19 protein-coding genes are annotated in these 20,314 nt (G+C 62.4%); 16 read left to right on the top strand and 3 right to left on the bottom strand.

Annotated elements, in window-relative coordinates:
- The first annotated feature begins 116 nt into the window (after window positions 1-116).
- Window positions 117-1,358 (top strand): lipoprotein-releasing ABC transporter permease subunit, encoded by a 1,242-nt coding sequence (locus HF027_RS07230; protein ID WP_168014267.1) that lies wholly within the window; start codon window positions 117-119, stop codon window positions 1,356-1,358.
- An 8-nt stretch (window positions 1,359-1,366) separates the two neighbouring features.
- Complete coding sequence (locus tag HF027_RS07225; RefSeq protein ID WP_245184578.1) at window positions 1,367-2,092, top strand: ABC transporter ATP-binding protein; 726 nt, start codon at window positions 1,367-1,369, stop codon at window positions 2,090-2,092.
- Between the two features lie 75 nt (window positions 2,093-2,167).
- On the opposite strand, the gene HF027_RS07220 is transcribed toward HF027_RS07225, so the two are convergent.
- Window positions 2,168-2,725, bottom strand: coding sequence for a DUF2062 domain-containing protein (locus tag HF027_RS07220; protein WP_168014265.1), 558 nt, complete (start codon window positions 2,723-2,725; stop codon window positions 2,168-2,170).
- 129 nt (window positions 2,726-2,854) lie between these two features.
- Here HF027_RS07220 and HF027_RS07215 point away from each other — a divergent pair, with 129 nt between their 5' ends.
- From HF027_RS07215 to murB, 9 genes are read left to right on the top strand one after another with little or no spacing between them, the layout of a single operon-like run.
- Window positions 2,855-5,251 (top strand): DNA internalization-related competence protein ComEC/Rec2, encoded by a 2,397-nt coding sequence (locus tag HF027_RS07215; RefSeq protein ID WP_245184576.1) that lies wholly within the window; start codon window positions 2,855-2,857, stop codon window positions 5,249-5,251.
- Between the two features lie 51 nt (window positions 5,252-5,302).
- On the top strand, window positions 5,303-5,965 hold the full coding sequence (locus HF027_RS07210) for a MotA/TolQ/ExbB proton channel family protein (protein ID WP_209316419.1): 663 nt from the start codon (window positions 5,303-5,305) through the stop codon (window positions 5,963-5,965).
- Entirely contained in the window at window positions 5,962-6,390 is a 429-nt protein-coding gene (locus HF027_RS07205; RefSeq protein ID WP_168014263.1) for an ExbD/TolR family protein, read from the top strand. Before HF027_RS07210 ends, HF027_RS07205 begins: the two co-directional genes overlap by 4 nt.
- Complete coding sequence (gene msbA / locus HF027_RS07200) at window positions 6,387-8,126, top strand: lipid A export permease/ATP-binding protein MsbA (protein WP_168014261.1); 1,740 nt, start codon at window positions 6,387-6,389, stop codon at window positions 8,124-8,126. The genes HF027_RS07205 and msbA overlap by 4 nt, the downstream gene beginning before the upstream one ends.
- Window positions 8,123-9,181, top strand: coding sequence for a tetraacyldisaccharide 4'-kinase (gene lpxK / locus HF027_RS07195; RefSeq protein WP_168014259.1), 1,059 nt, complete (start codon window positions 8,123-8,125; stop codon window positions 9,179-9,181). Before msbA ends, lpxK begins: the two co-directional genes overlap by 4 nt.
- Complete coding sequence (locus HF027_RS07190) at window positions 9,181-9,405, top strand: Trm112 family protein (RefSeq protein WP_168014257.1); 225 nt, start codon at window positions 9,181-9,183, stop codon at window positions 9,403-9,405. The genes lpxK and HF027_RS07190 overlap by 1 nt, the downstream gene beginning before the upstream one ends.
- Entirely contained in the window at window positions 9,402-10,226 is an 825-nt protein-coding gene (gene kdsB / locus HF027_RS07185) for a 3-deoxy-manno-octulosonate cytidylyltransferase (protein WP_168014255.1), read from the top strand. The genes HF027_RS07190 and kdsB overlap by 4 nt, the downstream gene beginning before the upstream one ends.
- A 1-nt stretch (window position 10,227) precedes the next feature.
- Entirely contained in the window at window positions 10,228-10,704 is a 477-nt protein-coding gene (locus tag HF027_RS07180) for a low molecular weight protein-tyrosine-phosphatase (protein ID WP_168014253.1), read from the top strand.
- Window positions 10,701-11,723, top strand: coding sequence for a UDP-N-acetylmuramate dehydrogenase (gene murB, locus HF027_RS07175; protein WP_168014251.1), 1,023 nt, complete (start codon window positions 10,701-10,703; stop codon window positions 11,721-11,723). Before HF027_RS07180 ends, murB begins: the two co-directional genes overlap by 4 nt.
- Window positions 11,724-11,826: 103 nt before the next feature.
- Here murB and rne read toward each other — a convergent pair whose 3' ends face one another.
- The gene (gene rne, locus HF027_RS07170; RefSeq protein WP_168014249.1) at window positions 11,827-15,327 is read right to left on the bottom strand and encodes a ribonuclease E; all 3,501 of its coding nucleotides are present in this window, start codon (window positions 15,325-15,327) and stop codon (window positions 11,827-11,829) included.
- Between the two features lie 596 nt (window positions 15,328-15,923).
- On the opposite strand from rne, the gene HF027_RS07165 reads away from it, so the two are divergent.
- From HF027_RS07165 to sppA, 3 genes are all read left to right on the top strand, one after another.
- Window positions 15,924-16,871 carry an RluA family pseudouridine synthase gene (locus HF027_RS07165; protein ID WP_168014247.1) on the top strand — a complete coding sequence of 316 codons (948 nt, stop codon included), beginning with the start codon at window positions 15,924-15,926 and terminating at the stop codon, window positions 16,869-16,871.
- A gap of 53 nt (window positions 16,872-16,924) precedes the next feature.
- Window positions 16,925-17,575, top strand: coding sequence for an HAD family hydrolase (locus HF027_RS07160; RefSeq protein WP_168014245.1), 651 nt, complete (start codon window positions 16,925-16,927; stop codon window positions 17,573-17,575).
- A 160-nt stretch (window positions 17,576-17,735) separates the two neighbouring features.
- Window positions 17,736-18,818 (top strand): signal peptide peptidase SppA, encoded by a 1,083-nt coding sequence (gene sppA / locus HF027_RS07155; protein WP_168014243.1) that lies wholly within the window; start codon window positions 17,736-17,738, stop codon window positions 18,816-18,818.
- 20 nt (window positions 18,819-18,838) lie between these two features.
- On the opposite strand, the gene HF027_RS07150 is transcribed toward sppA, so the two are convergent.
- Window positions 18,839-19,420: a Maf family protein gene (locus tag HF027_RS07150; protein WP_168014241.1), complete on the bottom strand. Its 582-nt coding sequence runs from the start codon at window positions 19,418-19,420 to the stop codon at window positions 18,839-18,841.
- A gap of 127 nt (window positions 19,421-19,547) precedes the next feature.
- Between HF027_RS07150 and HF027_RS07145 the strand changes: the two genes are divergently transcribed.
- Window positions 19,548-20,075, top strand: coding sequence for a YceD family protein (locus tag HF027_RS07145; protein WP_136255396.1), 528 nt, complete (start codon window positions 19,548-19,550; stop codon window positions 20,073-20,075).
- Window positions 20,076-20,107: 32 nt separating this feature from the next.
- Complete coding sequence (rpmF, locus tag HF027_RS07140) at window positions 20,108-20,278, top strand: 50S ribosomal protein L32 (RefSeq protein WP_112053312.1); 171 nt, start codon at window positions 20,108-20,110, stop codon at window positions 20,276-20,278.
- The last annotated feature ends 36 nt before the right edge of the window (window positions 20,279-20,314 follow it).

The following is a 20,314-nucleotide window of genomic DNA, read 5'->3' as shown; positions in this document are numbered from 1 at the left end:
CGCTACCGGGATGCAAGGGCTACGCCCAAAGAGAACCGCCTTGCTGTTGGTGTCGCACATGCGTCGCCAGGCAAAAAACCGTACCATGAGCGCCCGCTGACAAGGAACCGATCGCGATGCTCGACCGTCTGCCAATTATGCTTGGACTGCGCTACGTGCGCGCCAAGCGACGCAATCACTTTATTTCCTTTATTTCCCTGACTTCGATGCTTGGGTTGATGCTCGGCGTCGCCGTGCTGATCCTGGTGCTGTCGGTGATGAACGGTTTCGATCACGAGCTGAGGTCTCGGGTGCTGGGCATGGTGCCCCACACCCGCATCGAGGCACCGTCGGGCATGACCGACTGGCAGCCGCTGGCCGAGCGGTTGACGCAGCGTGAACGGGTCATTGGGGCGGCGCCCTATGTGCAGCAGCAAGGCATGTTCTCGATCGGCGGGCGCAACGAAGGGGCCATGGTCAATGGCATTGCCCCTGACGCCGAAGCCAAGGTATCGATCATCGATGAGAACATGGTTCAGGGCAGCCTCGATGACCTGAAAGCCGGGGAGTGGAATGTCGTGCTCGGTGAACTGCTGGCCAAACGGCTGGGCGTCGGGGTCGGTGATCGTGTCACCCTACTGGTTCCCGAAGCGTCGATTACCCCGGGCGGCGTTTTCCCGCGACTCAAGCGTTTCAATGTCAGCGGCATGTTCAGTGTCGGCGCCGACCTGGATGCCAGCCTTGCCTATGCGCATATCGACGACATGCAGACCCTGGCACGAATGGGGGATGCCGTAGGAGGACTGCGGCTGGAGTTCGATGATCTGTTCGCCGCCCATGGCGAGACACGCGAGATCATCGACGAGCTGGGGCCCAATTATCGCGGTATTGATTGGACGCGGACCCACGGCAACCTCTTCCAGGCGATCCAGATGGAGAAGCGCATGATTGGGTTGCTCCTGACCGTGATCATCGCGGTGGCCGCCTTCAACATCGTCTCGACACTGGTCATGGTGGTGACCGACAAGAAGGCGGATATTGCCATCCTGCGCACCATCGGCGCGACGCCTGGCTCGATCATGGGCATCTTCATCGTGCAGGGGCTGGCGATTGGTATCATCGGCATCCTGATGGGGCTTGGCATCGGGGTAACGCTGGCGCTGACAATTGCCGATCTCATCGCCTGGTTCGAGTCGGCCACCGGTATCCACTTCCTGGACGCTAATGTCTATTTCATCAGCTACCTGCCGTCCCGCCTGAACTGGTCCGATGTGGGGGTGATCACCACGGCGGCCTTCGTGCTGACCTTCCTGTCCACCCTGTACCCGGCCTGGCGTGCCTCGCGCATCCAGCCGGCCGATGTGCTGCGCTACGAATGAGGCCCTCGATGAGCAAGGAGACAATCATGACCGAGGAGCGTGCCGCCCCCAAGGCGGGGCAGGTGCTGCTCGAGTGCCAGGGACTGACGAGGACCTATCACGAAGGGCCTCAGGATGTGACGGTGCTCGAGAACCTGGATCTTGACGTGCGTGCCGGCGAACGCGTGGCGGTGGTAGGCAGCTCGGGATCAGGCAAGACCACACTGCTTAACCTCCTGGGTGGCCTGGACCGTCCCACTGTTGGAACCGTCAAGGTGGCCGGGCAATCATTGGCTGAACTAGGCGAGAGCCAGCTGGGACGTTTTCGCAACCGCCACATCGGTTTCGTCTATCAGTTCCATCACTTGTTGGCTGAGCTCACAGCCCTGGAAAACGCGGCGCTGCCCCTGATCGTGCGTGGCCAGTCGCGCAAGGACGCCTGTAGGCGTGCCGCCCAGATCCTCGAGCGCGTCGGCATGGCCAAGCGAGGTGACCACAAGCCGGGGGAGCTGTCCGGGGGAGAGCGTCAGCGGGTGGCGATTGCAAGGGCATTGATTACCGACCCAAGCCTGGTGCTGATGGACGAGCCTACCGGCAATCTTGATCAGACAACCGCGGCCAGCATCCTTGCGATGATGGACGATCTAGCAAGGACTACTGCCTGTGCCTTCGTGGTGGTGACCCATGACACCGGTCTCGCGGCGCATCAGGACCGGGTGATGAAACTGGATAACGGCCAACTGACCCTCGATTAGACCGCTTTGGGGACGGTGGCGGCCTTGCTGATGCTGATCAGTGGAGGATCAGCGCAAGCCATGCGGCCGGCGCCGTCACCGGTACTCTTCATCGCGGCCTTTTCCGGAGTGCGTGGCCCGCAGGCGACGCTTCTTGCGGCGGCTCCAGCTACGCGAGACCTGCCAGCGCCAGATCAGGCGAATGCTTGCGTTTGCGGCAAGGCCAGCCACCACCGCCGCGACCAGCGAGCCAAGCGCCAGCGCTGGCAGGATGTCGACCAGCTGCTCGGCTACCCACTGAGTGGACAGAGTGTCTGGCGCCGCCCGAGGCGGAGTGGATAGCAGCCAGGTGCCCAGGCGATAGTTGCCGTAGAAGATGATCGGAATGGTCAGCGGATTGGTGATCCACACCAGGCCAATCGAGAGAGGAAGGTTGCAGCGCAGCAGGCAGGCCCCGCCAGCGGCGAACACCATTTGGAAGGGAATCGGGAGCAGGGCGCAGAATATGCCGACCATGAAGGCATTGGCGACAGCACGGCGTGACAGCATCCATAGTGAGGCATCGCCGATCAAATGGCGCATGAAACGCAGCGAGCGATTACCCTTGAGGGCATCGGGATGGGGCATGTAGCGCTGTAGGAAGCGGCGCGGCATGGCAGGCTCGCAGGCGATGGATGGTATGGATCACGCAATCCGTCGCCATTATCCATACAAGGCATGTCTCTCGCCACGGCTTCGGCCGTGACGAGGGGATGGCAGGGCCAGGGAGGGCCGCAGACTGTCATGTATACCGCCATGCGCAGCGGTCTTGGTATGCCCTTGGCGCTTGCCGCCATGGCAGGCGCCGGACTCGCCATCCAGGCTCCTGGTGGACTCTTTGCAGCCTGGGGAATCGCCGGGCTTCTCCTGCTTGTGTACCTTCCGCGCTCACGATTGGCGTTATTGCTCCTTGTCGTGGCAACGCTGGTTGGCACGGCACTCCTGCTTGCGCGAGGCGCCGAGCTGCCGCGAGGCCTGATAGGAGAGGATCTGCGGCTCGAGGGACGGGTCACCGCCTACCAAGCGGGTCAGCCGGCGAGTCGCCTGCGTTTGACCGTTGATGATTGTCATCCGTTGAACCCCGGCCTGCCGGCTTGTGACGCGCTCAATGAGGTACGCCTGTCGGTCTATGGGGGCAAAGCTTTGGCGGTAGGAGAGCGCTGGCGCCTGACGGCCCGATTGCGTCCGCCGTCAGGCTTCTCCAACCCGGGCACGTTCGATTATCGCGCCTGGTTGTGGCGCGAGGGGCTGGGGGCGACAGGTTACGTGCGCCATGCACCGCCCCCTGAACGCATGGGCGCCGCGCCCGATTCGCTGCGCCAAACGGCCCTTTCGTTTCTCGACAGCCATTACCCTGAAGGTGTGGGCCGTCGCTGGCTGGCAGCCCTGACGCTTGGCGCTGATGAGCGGCTCAATGATGATGATTGGGCGCTCTTGAATGCCAGCGGCACCACGCATCTGGTGGTGGTGTCGGGTCTTCATGTAGGACTGGTCGCGACCTGTGTGCTGTGGCTGATGCGTGGGGTGGCCCGATGCGTGACGCCGGGACGTTGGCGCATGGCCATCTGGCCCTGGGTGCTGGCCGGTGCGGCGGCAAGCGGCTATGCCTGGCTTTCTGGTCTCGAGCCGCCTGCGTTTCGCGCCCTGATCATGACCCTGGTCGGCCTCTGGGTCGCTTGCGGTCGCCATGCCCCCGGTCCTTGGCAAGCCTGGTGGCTGGCGCTTTCGATGGTCGTGCTGGTTGATCCTCTCTCACTATGGCGGCCTGGCCTGTGGCTGTCGTTTCTGGCGGTCGCCTGGCTGATCATGATCTGGCAGGGGCGGACCCGACCCCAGGGGCTGAAAGGGTGGGCCTGGGCGCTGATTCGCACCCAGCTTCTGCTTTCACCGATGATGGCCGCTGCCGTGGTGATCGCCTTCGGGCGGCTGGCCCCGTCCGCGCCTTTCATCAACCTGCTGGCGGTGCCTTGGGTCAGTATGCTGATGGTGCCATTGGGCCTTTTGGGCTGGGCATTGAGCATGGTGCCGGCACTGGCCTATGCCTGTTGGGGGGTGTTCGAGGCGCTGGCGGTCGTGTTGCATGCCGGCTTGAACGAGGCGGTTGTGGCCATTCCCCAGCAGGTGCTGCCGATCTGGCAGCGGTTACCGGTGGCGCTGTGCCTTTCGGGTCTTGCCCTGGTCTGGGGGTTGCCGGCCTTGTCGCGGTCGCTGAGGGGGGCGAGTTCACTATTGTTGATGGTCGTCCCTTTCAGCCTCGATGCACCGACGCCGGTGGCGGGGAGTCTGCGTGTGCACGTCTACGATGTCGGCCAGGGGCAGGCGATCGAGCTCAGGACATATCCCCACCCTGGCCACGCGGCTGATCCCGGTAACGGCAATCGAGATCGCATGCTGGATGCCCTTGAAGACGGTGCCCACGAGGACCTACGGGAAACGCGCGTCTTGTACGATACCGGACCACGCTTTGTCTCTGGCTTCATGCCGCTGGCCGGTCTCTGGCCCGCCGGACAGATGTTCTCACGAGTTATCGTCAGTCACGGTGATCAGGATCATGCCGGTGGCGTGGCGGCGCTTGCCGAGCATAGGGTAGGTGAGTGGTTAGCGCCGAGAGGGGAGCGCATCGGGCATTCATCTAAGGCCTGTGTCGCCGGACAGCGCTGGACAAGTGGCGGTGTCGTCTTCCAGGTACTCTGGCCGCCGGCAGGTCCGCTCGATTCGCTGTCCGCGAACGATCGTTCCTGTGTGCTGCTGGTACGTCTTGGTGATCAGGCGATCTTGATCACCGGTGACGCCGGGCGAGCGGTGGAACATCGTTTACTGCCTAGCTTGCCCGAGCAGATCGATGTACTGATCGCCGGGCATCATGGCAGCCTCACCAGTTCCGGGCCGGCCTTCGTGGCGGCGACGAACCCTTCTCAGGTCATCTTCAGCGCGGGTCGCGACAATCGCTTCGGTCACCCGGCTCCAGAGGTGGTGCGCCGTTTTCGCAGACAAGGCAGCTGTCTTTGGAATACTGCGCTCGACGGGGCGGTGACACTCACCATGACGCCGGGCGTGACGCCCGTGCTGATGGCGGAACGCCAGCCGAGCTGGCGCCGTGGTGTCGATGGCGGCTGCCATGGGGTAGAATCGCGTCCCTAGACTGACGGCCGATGGCGTCTCCGGCGGTCATGGCATTAGGGAGACTCTTGTATGGATATGCTCGGCGCTCTGGAAGTCGGTGGTTGGCTGATGTTGCCGCTACTGGGTTGTTCTCTGGTGGCTACCGTGATCATTATCGAGCGGCTTTGGACGCTGCGGGCCTCACGCATCGCACCGGCGGGGCTGGGGGGCGAGGTCTGTGCTCTGGTCGCCGAAGGGCAGGTCAACCTTTACTGGCTGGAAAGCCATTCACCGCTTGGGGGGGTGCTGGCCGCCGGACTTCGCAATACCCGCCTCGGACATGATCAGGTGCGCGCTCGCCTGCAGCAGGCCGCCGTCGCGGTGATCCACGATATGGAACGCTTCCTGAGCCCGCTGGGCACCATCGCCGCGATCACCCCTCTGATCGGCTTGCTGGGTACCGTGATCGGAATGATCGAGGTCTTCTCGGTGCTGGTCAGTGCGGAAGGCCCGGGGCGCACCGCAGACCTTGCCGGCGGGATTTCCCAGGCGCTGGTAACGACCGCCGCCGGCCTGACGGTGGCGATTCCGGCGCTGATGTTTCATCGCTTCTTCCAGCGTCGGGTCGAAGATATCACCGTTCGCATGGAAGAGCAGGCCAGTCAGCTGGTGGACTTTCTGGCGCACCACCCGGGCGAGCTGAATCTGACCGAGCGTGACGAGGCGTCCGGTCGAGGAGTGCGCAGCGCATGAAGTTTCCGCGCCGTCGCCGGGATCCGGTGGAAATCAATCTGACACCCTTGATCGATGTGGTGTTTCTGCTGTTGATCTTCTTCATGGTGTCGACCACCTTCGAAACCCGCCAGGCACTTGAAATCGAACTCCCCGAAAGCACCAGTGCCGCGCCGGCCGATACCGCGCCTGTGGTGCTTTCGATCACCGCCGCCGGTGACTATCAGCTTGGCGATACAACCGTCGAACAGGATGACCTGGCGACGGCACTGTCGTCCCGGGCAGAAGATGCCAGGGCCCATGGCCTGGTCATCGAAGCCGATGGGAGAGTCGCTCACAGCCGCGTGGTGGCCGCTCTCGACCAGGCGTCCGCTCAGGGCATTACCCGTGTACGTATCGCCACCCGCAAGGCAACCGATCCTACCAATCAAGCGGAGACACTGTGACCTACGATTCAGGATGGGCTCTCTACAAACGCCTGCTCGACTATGTCAGGCCCTATTGGCGCTCCTTCATGCTGGCTGTGGTCGGCTATGCCATCTATGCGGCGTCAAGCACGGCCCTCGCCGAGATGATGAAGCGCTTGATCGATGGCATCCAGAATCCGGATGCGGCGTTTCGACTCTTCCTGCCGCTTTTCGTGGTCGGCATGTTCGCCGCTCGCGGGCTGGGGACCTTTCTCGGCACCTACTTCATGAGTCAGGTAGCTCGTAATGTGGTGCATGCGCTGCGCTGCGATGTCTTCAACCACATGCTGCATCTGCCGGGACGCTTCTTCGACGAGCACTCCAGCGGTCAGCTGGTCTCGCGGGTGACCTATCACGTCGAGCAGGTCACAGGCGCCGCCAGCAACGCCATCACCGTAATTCTGCGTGAAGGTCTCTTCGTGATCGGTCTGCTCAGCTACCTGCTGTGGACCAATGCAATGCTGACGCTGGTGTTCTTGACGGTCACGCCGCTGATTGCGCTGGTGGTCAGCTACGCCAGTAAGCGCTTCCGGCGCCTGTCCCAGCGTATCCAGCGTTCCATGGGTGATGTCACGCATGTGGCGTCGGAGGCATTGTCCGGGTATCGGGTAGTACGCACTCATGGGGCCGAAGCCTATGAAAAGCGTCGCTTCGCTCAGGCAAGCGATGAAAATCGTCGCCAGAGCATGAAGGAAGCGCTGACCAAGGGCATCAGCACGCCGGTGATTCAGCTGTTGGTGGCGCTGGCGCTGGCGGGGCTTGTCTGGCTCGCCATGTCACCGGCATTGCTTGATGACATGACGCCAGGCGAATTCGTGGCCTTTATCACCGCGGCTTCATTGATGGCCAAGCCTGTGCGCCAGTTGACCGACGTCAACAGTGCGATTCAGAAGGGCATCGCCGCCTCCGGCGAGCTGTTCGGCCTGATCGAGGAGCCGACTGAACCCGATCAGGGAACGACCGAGCCGGAGCGGCTGAAAGGGCGAGTACGCTTCGATGACGTGCGCTTCAGTTATGCCGACGGCGAGAATGAGGTGCTCAAGGGCATTCAGCTTGAGGTAGCGCCCGGTGAGATGATTGCGATCGTTGGGCGTTCCGGCAGCGGTAAATCGACGCTGGTCAATCTGTTGCCGCGTTTCTATCGACCCACGCAAGGCGCGATTACGCTCGATGGCGTGGCGCTGGATGACTTCAAGCTGTCGCCACTACGGCGCCAGATCGCACTGGTCTCCCAGCAGGTGACCCTCTTCAACACCACCATTGGTCAGAACATTGCCTATGGTGTCGATGACCCCGATCAGGACGCTATCGAAGCCGCGGCCCGTGCCGCCTTTGCCCATGATTTCATCATGGAGATGCCTAAAGGGTATGACACGCCGGTAGGCGACAATGGGGTGATGCTCTCCGGTGGCCAGCGACAGCGGCTGGCGATCGCGCGTGCAATCTTCAAGGATGCGCCGCTGCTGGTGCTCGATGAGGCGACCTCGGCGCTGGATAGCGAGTCTGAGCGCTATATTCAACAGGCGCTTGAAGAGGTGTGTCGCGGGCGCACTACCTTTGTTATCGCTCATAGGCTCTCTACCATCGAGCGTGCGGATCGCATCCTGGTGATGGAGCAGGGCGAGGTCGTCGAGCAGGGCAGTCATGCGGAATTGATCGCCAGAGGTGGCGCTTACGCAGCCTTGCACCAGCTGCAGTTTCAGGACGCGCCATGAAACGGTGGCGTCGGTTCACTGAACGTCTTGGTGAGGCACTCTTGAATGCCTGGTACGGCGATGCCGCCTGGCTTTCTCTGCTGAGACCGCTAGAGGCAATCTATTGCCGCCAGGTGACGCGTCGTCTGGCCGAGGCACGGTCTGGCAGACGAGCGGTTCATCAGCTGAGCGTGCCGGTCATCGTGGTCGGCAACCTGACCCTTGGCGGTACCGGCAAGTCACCGCTGGTGGCGTGGTTGGCAAGATATCTTGGCGAGCAGGGCTATCGCCCGGGCATTCTGTCGCGTGGCTATCGCGGCAAGAGCGCCGATTATCCGCTGCGGGTCACTGAGACGACGCCAGTCGAGATCTGTGGTGATGAGCCCTTGATGCTGGCGGCGCAGACGGGTGTGCCGGTGATGGTCGATCCCAGGCGGGCCCGCGGAGCCGAGCGACTACTCGATGAGGGCTGCGATATTCTGATCAGTGATGATGGCCTTCAGCATCTGGCGCTTGGCCGTGATATGGAGCTGGTGGTGGTCGACGGTCAGCGGGGCTTTGGCAATGGTCGCTGCCTGCCCGCCGGTCCGTTGCGCGAACCGCTCTCGAGGCTAGCAAGCATTGATGCGCTGGTGGTCAATGGCGCCGACCCCGATGCGATAGCTGGTGGTCAGGGGGCGGCGCAGCGCTATCAGATGACGCTTGCGCCAGTGGTCTGGCGTCGTCTCAGCGACGATGTGCGTCTGCCGCTGTCGCCCTTGCCCTTCGCCTCCCGGGTTCACGGTCTGGCGGGCATCGGCAATCCGCCGCGCTTCTTCGCTACTCTCGAGGGGCTGGGGCTCGAGGTGATGCCGCATCCCAAGCCCGACCACCATCGCTTTACGTCCCAGGACCTGTCCTTTGATGATGAAGCGCCGGTGATAATGACCGCCAAAGACGCCGTCAAGTGCCGAGGCTTCGCCGATACGCGCTGCTGGGCGCTGGACGTCGAAGCCCGGCCTTCATCAGGCTTCATCGAATGGTTTGCCATCCAACTCGACGCGCTGACGCGTGTCCCGCAAGGGGAAAGACAATGATGGATAAGGAATTGCTGGCCATGCTGGTCTGTCCGCAGTGCCAGGGCAAGCTCAAGTACGACCGTGAAAACGCCGAGCTCAAGTGTCACTTCGATGGCTTGGCGTTCCCGATCCGTGATGATATCCCGGTCATGTTGACCGAGGAAGCCCGGGTCATGGGCGTCGACGAGAAACTGGGCAAGTCTGGCGCGCCGAATCGCGGCGAGGCAGGAGGGCCGGCATGAGCGATTTCGTCGCGGTGATCCCGGCGCGCTTCGCCTCCAGTCGCCTGCCCGGCAAGCCGTTGCTCGATATCGCCGGCGAGCCGATGGTGGTGCGAGTCTGGCGCCAGGCGCTTGCCAGCCAGGCCAGCCGGGTGGTGGTTGCCACCGACGATACGCGCATTCGTGAGGTGGCCGAAGCGGCGGGCGCCGAGGTGGTGATGACCGCCGCCGATCATCCCTCCGGCACCGACCGACTCGCCGAGGTGGCTAAGCGCCTGGGGCTCGCCGAGGATGCCATCCTGGTCAATGTCCAGGGCGACGAGCCGCTGCTGCCGCCAAGCCTGATCGATCAGGTAGCCACTCGACTCGAAGAAGACACTGAGGCCTCCATCGCGACCCTGGGCGAGCCGATCAGCGATGTCGACATGCTGTTCAACCCCAACGTGGTCAAGGTGGTGCGTGATTTCACGGGTCGCGCGCTATATTTCTCGCGCGCACCCATCCCGTGGGATAGAGAGAGCTTCGCTAGCCGGCCGGCACTGCTCGAACACGATGCCTGGCTACGCCATATCGGGCTCTATGCCTATCGTGCCAGCTTCCTGGCCGCCTATCGCCACTGGGCGCCCGCGCCGCTGGAGCAGCTCGAGCAGCTCGAGCAGCTGCGTGCCCTGCAGCACGGCCATCGTATTCAGGTCGCCCTTGCCAGCGAGCCGCATCCCGCAGGTGTGGATACCGAAGACGATCTTGAACGCGTGCGAGCGCTGTTTGCCGATGCCGCCATGCCGCCAGTATCCGATAGCAGGTCACATGAAGGCACTCAACCCGACCACAAGGAGCGCTGAGATGCGCGTGCTGTTTGTCTGTCTTGGCAATATCTGTCGTTCACCGACCGCCGAGGGCATACTGAGACATAAACTTGAGGAGGCAGGGCTTGCTGGGCGTGTGACCATCGATTCCTGCGGTACCGGCGACTGGCATGTGGGCAAGGCGCCGGATCGCCGCGCTACTGCGGCCGCCGCGAGCCGCGGGATTGACCTCAGCGCTATCAGGGCACGCCAGCTCGACCGAGCCGATTTCGAGCGCTTCGATTATTTGCTGGCCATGGATCACGGCAACTTGGCCGACCTTTCGGCCATGCGCCCCAAGGGCTGTGATGCTCATGTAGGGCTGTTCCTCGATTTCGCCGGGCGAGAAGGAGAAGCCGTGCCTGATCCTTACTATGGCGCTGAAGATGGCTTCGGTGAGGTGCTTGACTTGGTTGAGGCTGCCGCCGATGGATTGGTCGAGGATCTGCGTAAGCGGCTGGGCGCTGCGTCGTGAGTCTCGTCTGGCACGCGCATCACGATCTCAGCAGGGCCAATACGCTTGGCTTGCCTTGTGTGGCCGAGCGCTTCGCGGCGCCTTCGACCCCTGATGAGCTCGCCGCGATCCTGGCTGATGCCCGTGAGGCGGGTTGGTCGATCACGGTCCTGGGTGGGGGCAGTAACCTGATCCTGGGCGACTGGTTGCCTGGCTTGGTGATCCGCCCTGAATTCGCCGGCTTCCGCTGCGAGACGCTCGATGATCAGCGGGTGAGGGTGCATGTCGATGCCGGCATGAACTGGCATGAGCTGGTCATGACCCTCGCCGGGCAGGGCCTGTGGGGGATCGAGAATCTGGCACTGATTCCCGGCCAGTGTGGTGCAGCCCCGATCCAGAATATCGGTGCCTATGGCGCCGAACTCGCGGATGTCCTGGAGCGCGTGCATCTGGTCTATCTGGCCGATGGTCGTGAGCAGGTGCTCGAGGCCGTCGACTGCACTTTTGGCTACCGTGATAGCATCTTCAAGAGAGCCCTGGATGGCCAGGTGGTAATTACCCGCCTGGAGCTTTGTCTGACCACTCAAGCATCTCCACGCCTGGGGTATGGCGACCTGCAAAGCCGTGTGGGCGCTGATCCCACACCGCTGCAAGTGGCCAAGGCTGTCTGCGCGCTTCGCCGAGAGAAGCTTCCCGACCCCACAGTGCTTGCCAATGCCGGCAGTTTCTTCAAGAACCCGGTGGTTGAGGCCGGTCTGATGCAACGGCTACTCGAGCACTATCCTGACATGCCGCACTTTTCTCAGCCCGGTGGCCATTACAAGCTGGCGGCCGGCTGGCTGATCGATCAGTGTGGGCTCAAGGGGTGTCGCGAGGGCGCCTTCGGCGTGCATGACCGCCAGGCACTGGTGCTGGTCCATCATGGTGGGGGAGATGCCGAGGGCCTGATTGACTTTGCGAACAGCATTGCCGCTAAGGTCAAGACACACTTTGGCGTGGAACTGGAACGGGAGCCCCGGATGGTAGGGTTCATCGAATAAGCAGAAGCCAGATTTCTTGCACAAAAAACGCCCGCGGACCGAGTCCGCGGGCGTTTTTTTGGCTACCTGTCAGTGATGGCCCGGGTCTCCCCGGGCCTGCCGATCAGGACTGGCTATCTTCCGTCTTGCCTTGTTGCTCACGACGACGGATCTCGCGCGGGTCGTTGTGAGCGCGGCGACGGCGACGCGCCTTGGGCTGCTGGGCATCGGCTTCTGACGCCTCGGCCTTCGGCGCTTCCTGCTTCGGCGCTTCCTGCTTCGGCGCTTCCTGCTTCGGGGCTTCCTGCTTTGGTGCCTCGGCTTTCGGCGCTTCCTGCTTCGGAGCCTCTTGCTTCGGGGCCTCGGCCTTCGGGGCTTCCTGCTTCGGCGCTTCCTGTTTCGGGGCTTCCTGCTTTGGTGCCTCGGCTTTCGGGGCTTCCTGCTTCGGGGCTTCCTGCTTTGGTGCCTCGGCTTTCGGCGCTTCCTGCTTCGGCGCTTCGGCTTTCGGGGCTTCCTGCTTCGGGGCTTCCTGCTTCGGCGCTTCCTGTTTCGGGGCTTCCTGCTTTGGTGCCTCGGCTTTCGGCGCTTCCTGCTTCGGGGCTTCCTGCTTTGGTGCCTCGGCTTTCGGCGTTTCCTGCTTCGGCGCTTCGGCTTTCGGGGCTTCCTGCTTCGGGGCTTCCTGCTTCGGAGCCTCTGCTTTTGGAGCCTCTGCTTTTGGAGCCTCTGCTTTTGGAGCCTCTGCTTTCGGGGCCTCCTGCTTCGGGGCCTCTTGCTTCGGGGCCTCTTGCTTCGGCGCCTCTTGCTTCGGCGCTTCCTGCTTCGAGGCCTCTTGCTTCGGCGCTTCCTGCTTCGGAGCCTCTGCTTTCGGTGCCTCTTGCTTCGGCGCTTCCTGCTTCGGGGCCTCTGCCTTGGGCGCTTCCTGCTTCGGGGCCTCTGCCTTGGGCGCTTCCTGCTTCGGAGCCTCTGCTTTCGGTGCCTCTTGCTTCGGCGCTTCCTGCTTCGGGGCCTCTGCCTTGGGCGCTTCCTGCTTCGGGGCCTCTGCCTTGGGCGCTTCCTGCTTCGGGGCCTCTGCCTTGGGCGCTTCCTGCTTCGGAGCCTCTGCTTTCGGTGCCTCTTGCTTCGGCGCTTCTTGCTTCGGGGCCTCTTGCTTCGGTGCCTCGGCTTTTGGCGCTTCCTGTTCAGGCGCTGACTCAGCCTGCTGTGCTTCCGCTTGCAGACGTTTTTGTTCCGCTTCGGCCTGCGGGTTTAGCGCCTGCTTGCGCGTCCGGTTACGCGGATTGTTGCGCGTGCGCTTGGGTTTGCCATCGCTCTTGGCGATTTCCTTGGCAGGTTGGTCGACCTGGTTAGACTTATCGGCCGGCTGAGGCTTCTTCTCGGACTGCTGGGGCTTGTCCTTGCGCTCACCCTGGTTGGGTTTCTTGTCACCTTGCGTGTTATTGCCCTGGGGCTTGTCGTTCTGGCCTTTGTCGTTCTGGGGCTTGTCGCTCTGGGGCTTGTCATTCTGGGGCTTCTCACCCTGGCCCTTGGCAGAAGGCTTCTGCTGACGACGATCGTCATCCTGGCGTCCGCGGCCGCGATTGCCGCCCTGGCGGTTGCCGTCGCTGCGACCCTCTGCCTTGGTATCACGGTTATCACTGTTGCCGTCGCCACGGTTATCAGGCTTCTTGTTGCCTTGATTGCGGTTGTCGTCACGGCCGCGGCGGTTATTATTGCCCCCGCGTCCACCTCGACCGCCACGGTTGGTGCGATCCTGGCGTGATTCGCTGTCCTGATCGTCGCTGCGATCGCTGGCCTGAGACGTTTCCGTCTGCTGCTTATTGCCGCTGGTTTGGGTGCCGGTCTGGCTACCTGCTTGCGTGTCCGTCGACGCGGAGGAGCTTTCGCCGCTGCCGAGCAGCTTGCTGATGCCCTTGAACAAGCGAGAGATGACACCGCTTTCCTCGACGATCGCTGCCTTGGCTGTCGACGTGGGCGCCTTGGTTTCGGGAGCCGCAGGCTCTTCCTTCAGTGAAGAAGGGGCGGGTGCCGTGTGGACGACACTCTTGACCGCGGCTTCGGCGCGCTGCACCGGTTTGGCGATGCTTTCATCCTGTTCCTTGCCGACATCGCTATCGGTGGGCAGCTCGTAGCTGGATTTGATCGAGTCGTCATCGTCGACGTGGTCATCGCGAAGGCGCTGAACGTCGTAGTGAGGTGTGTCCATCTCCGGGTTGGGCAGTACCAGCAGACGCACACCCTGGCGGCGCTCGATTTCGGCGAGTACAGCACGCTTTTCATTGAGCAGATAGGTAGCAACCGGTACCGGCAGGATGGCGCGGATCTGGGCGCTGCGCTCCTTCATCGCCTCTTCTTCGAGCAGGCGCATGACGGAAAGTGACAGCGAGCGCACGTCACGGATGGTGCCTTGCCCGTCGCAGCGCGGGCAGACGCCGCCGCTGGTCTCGCCAAGTGATGGGCGCAGACGCTGGCGCGACATCTCCATCAGGCCGAAGCGTGAGATGCGGCCGATCTGGACGCGGGCGCGATCGAGCTTGAGGGCATCGCGCATGCGATTCTCGACTTCACGCTGGTTACGCGCCGGGCTCATGTCGATGAAATCGATGACCACCAGGCCGCCGATATCGCGCAGGCGCAGCTGACGAGCGATCTCGTCGGCCGCCTCGCTGTTGGTCTGCAGCGCGGTTTCCTCGATGTCGCTACCGCGGGTCGCGCGCGCCGAGTTGATGTCGATCGAGACCAGTGCCTCGGTATGGTCGATGACGATCGAGCCGCCCGAGGGCAGTTTTACTTCACGCTGATAAGCCGTCTCGATCTGGGATTCGATCTGGAAACGCGAGAACAACGGCACTTCGTCGGCGTAAAGCTTGATCTTCTGCTGGTAGGAGGGCATGACCTGACGGATGAAAGCCAGGGCTTCTTCATGCACCTCGGGGCTGTCGATCAAGACCTCGCCGATATCGTTGCGCAGGTAGTCGCGCATGGCGCGGATGATGACGTTGGATTCCCGATAGATCAGGAAGGGCGCGGGGCGCTTGCCGGCTTCCTCGGTAATCGATTCCCACACCTGTGCCAGGTAGTCCAGATCCCACTGCAGCTCTTCGGAAGAGCGGCCGATACCCGCCGTGCGCACGATCACACCCATCTTGTCAGGCAGGGTGAGCTGGCCCATGGCCTCTTTTAGCTGTGCCCGCTCTTCGCCTTCGATGCGGCGAGAGATGCCGCCGGCGCGAGGATTGTTGGGCATCAGGACCAGAAAGCGGCCGGCCAGGCTGATAAAGGTGGTCAGAGCGGCGCCCTTGTTGCCGCGCTCCTCTTTATCGACCTGAACAATGACTTCCTGGCCTTCCTTGAGTACTTCCTTGATATTGGGGCGCCCACTGGGCTCCTTGCTGAAGTACTCGCGGGAGATCTCCTTGAGGGGCAGGAAACCGTGGCGGTCAGCGCCGAAGTCGACGAAGGCGGCTTCAAGGGAGGGTTCTACGCGGGTGATCTTGCCGCGATAGATATTGGCTTTCTTCTGTTCCCGGGCACCGGACTCGATGTCCAGATCGTACAGGCGTTGTCCATCGACCAGTGCGACCCGCAGCTCTTCTGGCTGGGTCGCGTTGATGAGCATCCGTTTCATGTTGTCTCGCTTGCAGTCGCGCACCGGATGGCGCCCTTAAGCGGTCGACGAAGGCGAACCTCTGGGTGCTGCGTGCTTGTGCTCAGCGCATGTCGCGGATGCGTGTGCGCCCGGCTCGGGCAGTGGGTAGGTCCCATGGCTGTTCGAGCGTGATCATGTTGAGTACGCGACGGTGGCGAGACATGTTTCGGCGGGCATAACGCCCTGCCGGCCCCGCTGACAACCGCCAGACACCTGGCATACATCGATTCGCCAACGCCGGCCTCCGGCTCGCTATTGAGTATTCCCGTGGCCTGCGGGTCGTCCCGTCTTGGGGTACGGCCCGGGGTCCGGGCGTGGCGTTCAAGTTTCGCTTTCTTCTTACAGTGGCGCCGCAACCCTGATTCGAGCAGTCGTCTTGGCGGCCAGATTCGTGTCGCTCTGGCCTGCTTGTCTAATGTGCAGGCGCGTTTTGAGGCGCTATTGGCCCTATTCGAACGAGTTGGAAATATACCAGCAATGCCCAAAAGCAGCAATTGGCGCAGCAATGGCGTGGGTGCGGTAGAATGGGCGGATTAATTGAACGCAAGACACGATCAGTCGAGACGGAGTAACGAATGGCCGAGGGGCGAGAAGTACAGTGGATTGAGGTCACCGAGGGCCAGGTAGGGCAGCGAATCGATAATTTCCTGCGTACCCGACTGAAAGGAGCGCCTAAAGCGCTGATATACAAGATCGTTCGCAAGGGCGAGGTCAGGGTCAACAAGAAACGGGTCAAGGTAGATTATCGGCTCGAACTCAATGACTTGGTGCGGGTCCCACCGCTGCGACTGGCGCCGGAAGTGGCGGTGCGTGAGGTGAGTGACAACCTGCGCAACTTGCTGGCCGGCAGTGTGTTGGTCGAGGGGCCGGGGTGGCTGGTGATCAACAAGCCTTCAGGACTTGCCGTTCACGGTGGCAGTGGCGTCAAGATTGGTCTGATCGAGGCTTTGCGTCAGGTGCGCGAGGATCTGGATTTCCTTGAACTGGTGCATCGTCTGGATCGCGATACCTCGGGTTGTCTGCTGCTGGCCAAATCCCGCCCCGCCCTGTTATCCCTTAATGAGTCCCTCAAGGGGCGCAAGATGGATAAACAGTATCTGGCGTTGGTGGCGGGGCGCTGGCCGGCTCGGCGTGACTACGTTAGCGCTCGCCTGGATCGCTTCGAGGCCGGTAACGGCGAGCGCCGAGTGCGCGTCGACCCGGCCGGAAAAGTCTCTCGTACCCGCTTTGGCGTGCGGGAGACCTTTGCCAACGCCACATTGATCGAAGCTGAGCCGGTTACCGGGCGTACCCACCAGATTCGCGTCCACGCCGCTCATGCCGGTCATCCGCTTCTGGGTGATGACAAGTACGGTACGCGAAGTGGGGAGGCGCTGGCCGGCCGATTGGGGTTGGGTCGCCTTTTCCTGCATGCCGCGTCACTGACCTTTCCGGAGCCTGACAGTGGGCGCCCTGTGCACGTCAAGGCGCCGTTGGGCGAGGAGCTCAATGCCGTGTTGGAGCGGGCGCGCCAGCAATCCTGAAACAGAGGTCTGTATCTTCATGTGGGCAAATCGGTAAGCGACAAGGGTAGGTTATGCGTTATCGACTAGTGATCTTTGATTGGGATGGCACCCTGATGGATTCCGAGGCGCGAATTGTCGCCTGCATGCAGGCGGCGGCAAGGGATGCAGGCTGGGGCGAGTTGCGCGGTGAGGCGGTCAGCGACATTATCGGTCTCGGTCTGCCGGAAGCCATTGCTCGGATGTGCCCGGGTATTACGGCTGAACAGGCCGAGCGGTTGCGTGAACGCTATGCCCATCATTTTGTGGCTGCCGAGGCCGAGCCGTTGTCATTTTTCCCTGGCGTCGAAGCCGGGGTGGCAAGGCTTCGTGAGTACCCTGAGGCGAGACTGGCGGTCGCTACCGGCAAGAGTCGTCGCGGGCTTGATCGGGTCTTTGCCGAAAGCGGCAGCGGCGCCTGGTTTCATGCCAGTCGCACTGCCGATGAGACACACTCCAAGCCGCATCCACGCATGCTGGAAGAGCTTCTTGCAGAGTTCGGGGTTCCGGTGGAAGAAGCCGTCATGGTGGGCGACACCGAATACGACCTGGAGATGGCCAGGGGGCTGTCGATGGACCGTGTGGCCATGACTTATGGTGTGCACGCCCCCCAGCGGCTGGCGGCCAGTCAACCCACGTTTACTACCGACAGTTTCGCCGGGCTGATCGACTGGCTAACCCATTGAACGCTGGCCTACCGACCCGCCCGTGCTGATGGCTCTACCCGCTGGCCGCTTGTGATACCGATGACAGTCGCTGTCGCTGTTCATTCGGCTTTGCGATGACGCCAGTGCCATGATGCCCTTATGGTGAAATACCCCCTTTTTGATCCCGAGCAGGATGCCCATGAGTGACGATAAACCGCAGGATCGCTGGACCCAAGGGCCGGAGTTGAGCCCGGAAGAGGCAAGGCGTGTTGAACAGACGGCCGCTGAGGGACAGGGGGGCGAAGACGGTGACGATGCTGAGACGCTGCGAGAGCGCCAGCGTCTGGCCCAGCTCGAGATGATGGATCGCTGGATTGGTGGCGTGCTCTCGGAGCAACGCCGTTCGCGTCGCTGGAAGCTGTTCTTTCGTTTTCTGTTCGCGGCCCTGATCCTTACGATGATTGGAACGACCTTTTACAGCCTCTACCGGGCGGCGCAGCCTGCGGTGGTGGCCGGGCAGCACCTGGGGGTCGTCGAGGTCGAAGGCGTCATTGATAGTCAGTCACGGGCTAACGCCGAGCGCATCATCAAGGGCCTGAGGCGGGCCTGGGAGGCCCCGAGTGCGCAAGCCGTGGTGCTGCATATCAATAGCCCGGGTGGCAGTCCTGTTCAGTCGCAACGTATCTATGACGAGATCAGGCGACTAAGAGGACAGGGGAATAAACCTATCATTGCGGTCGTTGAGGACATCGGTGCCAGCGGCGCCTATTATATCGCCGCCGCTGCCGACGAGATCGTTGCCGCGCCGGCGAGCCTGGTGGGGTCGATCGGGGTCATCTTCTCGGGCTTTGGTCTGGAGGAGGCCATCAGTCGATTAGGGGTGGAGCGTCGGGTCTTCACGGCCGGCGACAACAAGGCTTTCCTGGATCCCTTCAAGGATATTTCACCCGAGCAGCGCGCGTTCTGGCAGGGCGTGCTCGATACCACGCACCGCCAGTTCATCGAAGACGTCAAAGCGGGGCGCGGTGATCGCCTGGCCGATGACCCTGCGCTGTTCTCGGGGCTGGTATGGACGGGGCAGCAGGCCCTCGATCTGGGGCTTGTGGATCGCCTGGACACGCTCGAAGGCGTCGCTCGCAAGCGGCTGGAGACACCGCGGATCAAGGATTACACCCCAGGACTTGATCCCCTCGATCGTCTTACACGGCGATTCGGGCAAGTGGCAGCCGAATGGATGGGGTTGCCACAGGCCCAATCGCCGGTCCGCTATCAGGCTTATTGAGGCTTTTCAGGAGCTGGTTGCTACCCCAGAGGGTCAAGGTCAGCGTCCCGCAGCATGGCACACAGGCGAATCAACGGCAGGCCGATTAGACTATTGGGATCGTCGCCCTCAAGGCGTTCGAAGAGGGCGACGCCCAGGCCCTCCATGCGAAAGCTGCCGGCGCTGTCGAGCGGTTGCTCACGGGCGACGTAGCGGGCGATCTCGTCCTCTCCGAGGCGGCGAAACAGCACATCGAAGGTCTCGTGAGCCAGCCAGTGACGCCCGCCGGCGGTATCGAGCAGCGCCAGGCCGGTCATGAAGCGCACGCGCTGGCCCGAAAAGCGGGCCAGCTGGGCGCGGGCCGCGTCTTCGCTGCCGGGCTTGCCGAGAATCTCACCGTCGAATACCGCGACCTGGTCGGAGCCGATGATCAGGTGATGCGAAAAGGTCTCGGCCAGGCGACTGGCCTTTTCGAGCGCCAGTCGATGGACCAAAGCCTCAGGGGATTCGCCGGGGCGGGGCGTCTCGTCGATCTCAGGCTTCGCCCAGGTGAAGGGTAAGCCCAAGCGCTCGAGCAGTTGTCGGCGCCAGGGGGAGCTCGATGCGAGAATCAAGCGGGTCATGGAGTCTCCTGAGGGATGTGAAAGCGCGTGGTGTTAGGCGGGTAAGTCTGCCCCGCGAAGCGAGAGAGGTACAGCCTTGCCATGATGCTTTGACACCCGGCGGGGGAGTGCCTATCATTGCGCGCCTATGTTGACCACACGACTTCCCTTGAAGGTTGAGCCCCATAAGCTCGCCGCCAACGCCGAACATCTCGAAGGCCTTCTGGCCCTCGACAAGTTTGCGCGCCTAGCTGAAGATGCCGGGCCCCAGCAGGGCGATTGTCAAGTCTGGCTTGACTTCGCCGTCGACACTCAAGGGCGTCGAGTGATTGAGGGTCGGTTAGAAGCCGATGTTCAGCTGCCCTGCCGGCGCTGTATGGAGCCAATACCGACTCACGTCAGTAGCGAGTTCCTGCTGGGTGTGGTCAGCAGCGATGCGCTTGCCGCCGAGCTGCCGAGCACCCATGAGCCGGTAGTGGTAGAAGAAGAACAGCTGAATCTCCTGTCGGTGATCGAGGATGAATTGATCCTCAGTCTGCCGCAGGTGATTTACCACGACGAGTCGCAGTGTCGCGTCTCGTCAGACCAGCTGAGCAGCGGCGACGCGTCCGAGGCCTCGGCAACGCCTGCTGATAGCCCTTTTGATGTGCTGCGCACCTTGAAAGGCAAACCCTGATAGATCATCGATGCACTCTGGAGTGAAATCCCATGGCAGTTCAAAAGAGCCGTAAGACCCGTTCCAAGCGTGGCATGCGTCGTGCCCACGACTCACTGACCGCACCGACCCTGTCCCAGGACAAGGAAACCGGCACCACTCATCGTCGTCACCATGTGGCAGCCGACGGTTTCTATCGTGGTCGCCAGGTCGTCGAAGCGTAAATCAGTGCTTCGGCTGGCGGCGCTCAGCTTATTGAC

Origin of the sequence: Halomonas salinarum (assembly GCF_012062845.1) — a bacterium.
Classification (GTDB): Bacteria; Pseudomonadota; Gammaproteobacteria; order Pseudomonadales; family Halomonadaceae; genus Onishia; species Onishia salinarum.
Note: the sequence above shows the minus strand (reverse complement) of the source record. Positions and strands in the feature narration are given on the sequence as shown.

What these genes read in the sequence shown, in the direction of transcription:
- HF027_RS07165 (WP_168014247.1), top strand. Translation starts at nt 15,924, where the DNA reads ATGGCCGAGGGGCGAGAAGTACAGTGGATTGAGGTCACCGAGGGCCAG.
- HF027_RS07150 (WP_168014241.1), bottom strand. Translation starts at nt 19,420, where the DNA reads ATGACCCGCTTGATTCTCGCATCGAGCTCCCCCTGGCGCCGACAACTG.
- rne (WP_168014249.1), bottom strand. Translation starts at nt 15,327, where the DNA reads ATGAAACGGATGCTCATCAACGCGACCCAGCCAGAAGAGCTGCGGGTC.
- HF027_RS07180 (WP_168014253.1), top strand. Translation starts at nt 10,228, where the DNA reads ATGCGCGTGCTGTTTGTCTGTCTTGGCAATATCTGTCGTTCACCGACC.
- HF027_RS07205 (WP_168014263.1), top strand. Translation starts at nt 5,962, where the DNA reads ATGAAGTTTCCGCGCCGTCGCCGGGATCCGGTGGAAATCAATCTGACA.
- HF027_RS07220 (WP_168014265.1), bottom strand. Translation starts at nt 2,725, where the DNA reads ATGCCGCGCCGCTTCCTACAGCGCTACATGCCCCATCCCGATGCCCTC.
- rpmF (WP_112053312.1), top strand. Translation starts at nt 20,108, where the DNA reads ATGGCAGTTCAAAAGAGCCGTAAGACCCGTTCCAAGCGTGGCATGCGT.
- HF027_RS07225 (WP_245184578.1), top strand. Translation starts at nt 1,367, where the DNA reads ATGAGCAAGGAGACAATCATGACCGAGGAGCGTGCCGCCCCCAAGGCG.
- lpxK (WP_168014259.1), top strand. Translation starts at nt 8,123, where the DNA reads ATGAAACGGTGGCGTCGGTTCACTGAACGTCTTGGTGAGGCACTCTTG.
- HF027_RS07210 (WP_209316419.1), top strand. Translation starts at nt 5,303, where the DNA reads ATGGATATGCTCGGCGCTCTGGAAGTCGGTGGTTGGCTGATGTTGCCG.
- HF027_RS07145 (WP_136255396.1), top strand. Translation starts at nt 19,548, where the DNA reads ATGTTGACCACACGACTTCCCTTGAAGGTTGAGCCCCATAAGCTCGCC.
- HF027_RS07160 (WP_168014245.1), top strand. Translation starts at nt 16,925, where the DNA reads ATGCGTTATCGACTAGTGATCTTTGATTGGGATGGCACCCTGATGGAT.
- HF027_RS07190 (WP_168014257.1), top strand. Translation starts at nt 9,181, where the DNA reads ATGGATAAGGAATTGCTGGCCATGCTGGTCTGTCCGCAGTGCCAGGGC.
- HF027_RS07230 (WP_168014267.1), top strand. Translation starts at nt 117, where the DNA reads ATGCTCGACCGTCTGCCAATTATGCTTGGACTGCGCTACGTGCGCGCC.
- HF027_RS07215 (WP_245184576.1), top strand. Translation starts at nt 2,855, where the DNA reads ATGTATACCGCCATGCGCAGCGGTCTTGGTATGCCCTTGGCGCTTGCC.
- kdsB (WP_168014255.1), top strand. Translation starts at nt 9,402, where the DNA reads ATGAGCGATTTCGTCGCGGTGATCCCGGCGCGCTTCGCCTCCAGTCGC.
- sppA (WP_168014243.1), top strand. Translation starts at nt 17,736, where the DNA reads ATGAGTGACGATAAACCGCAGGATCGCTGGACCCAAGGGCCGGAGTTG.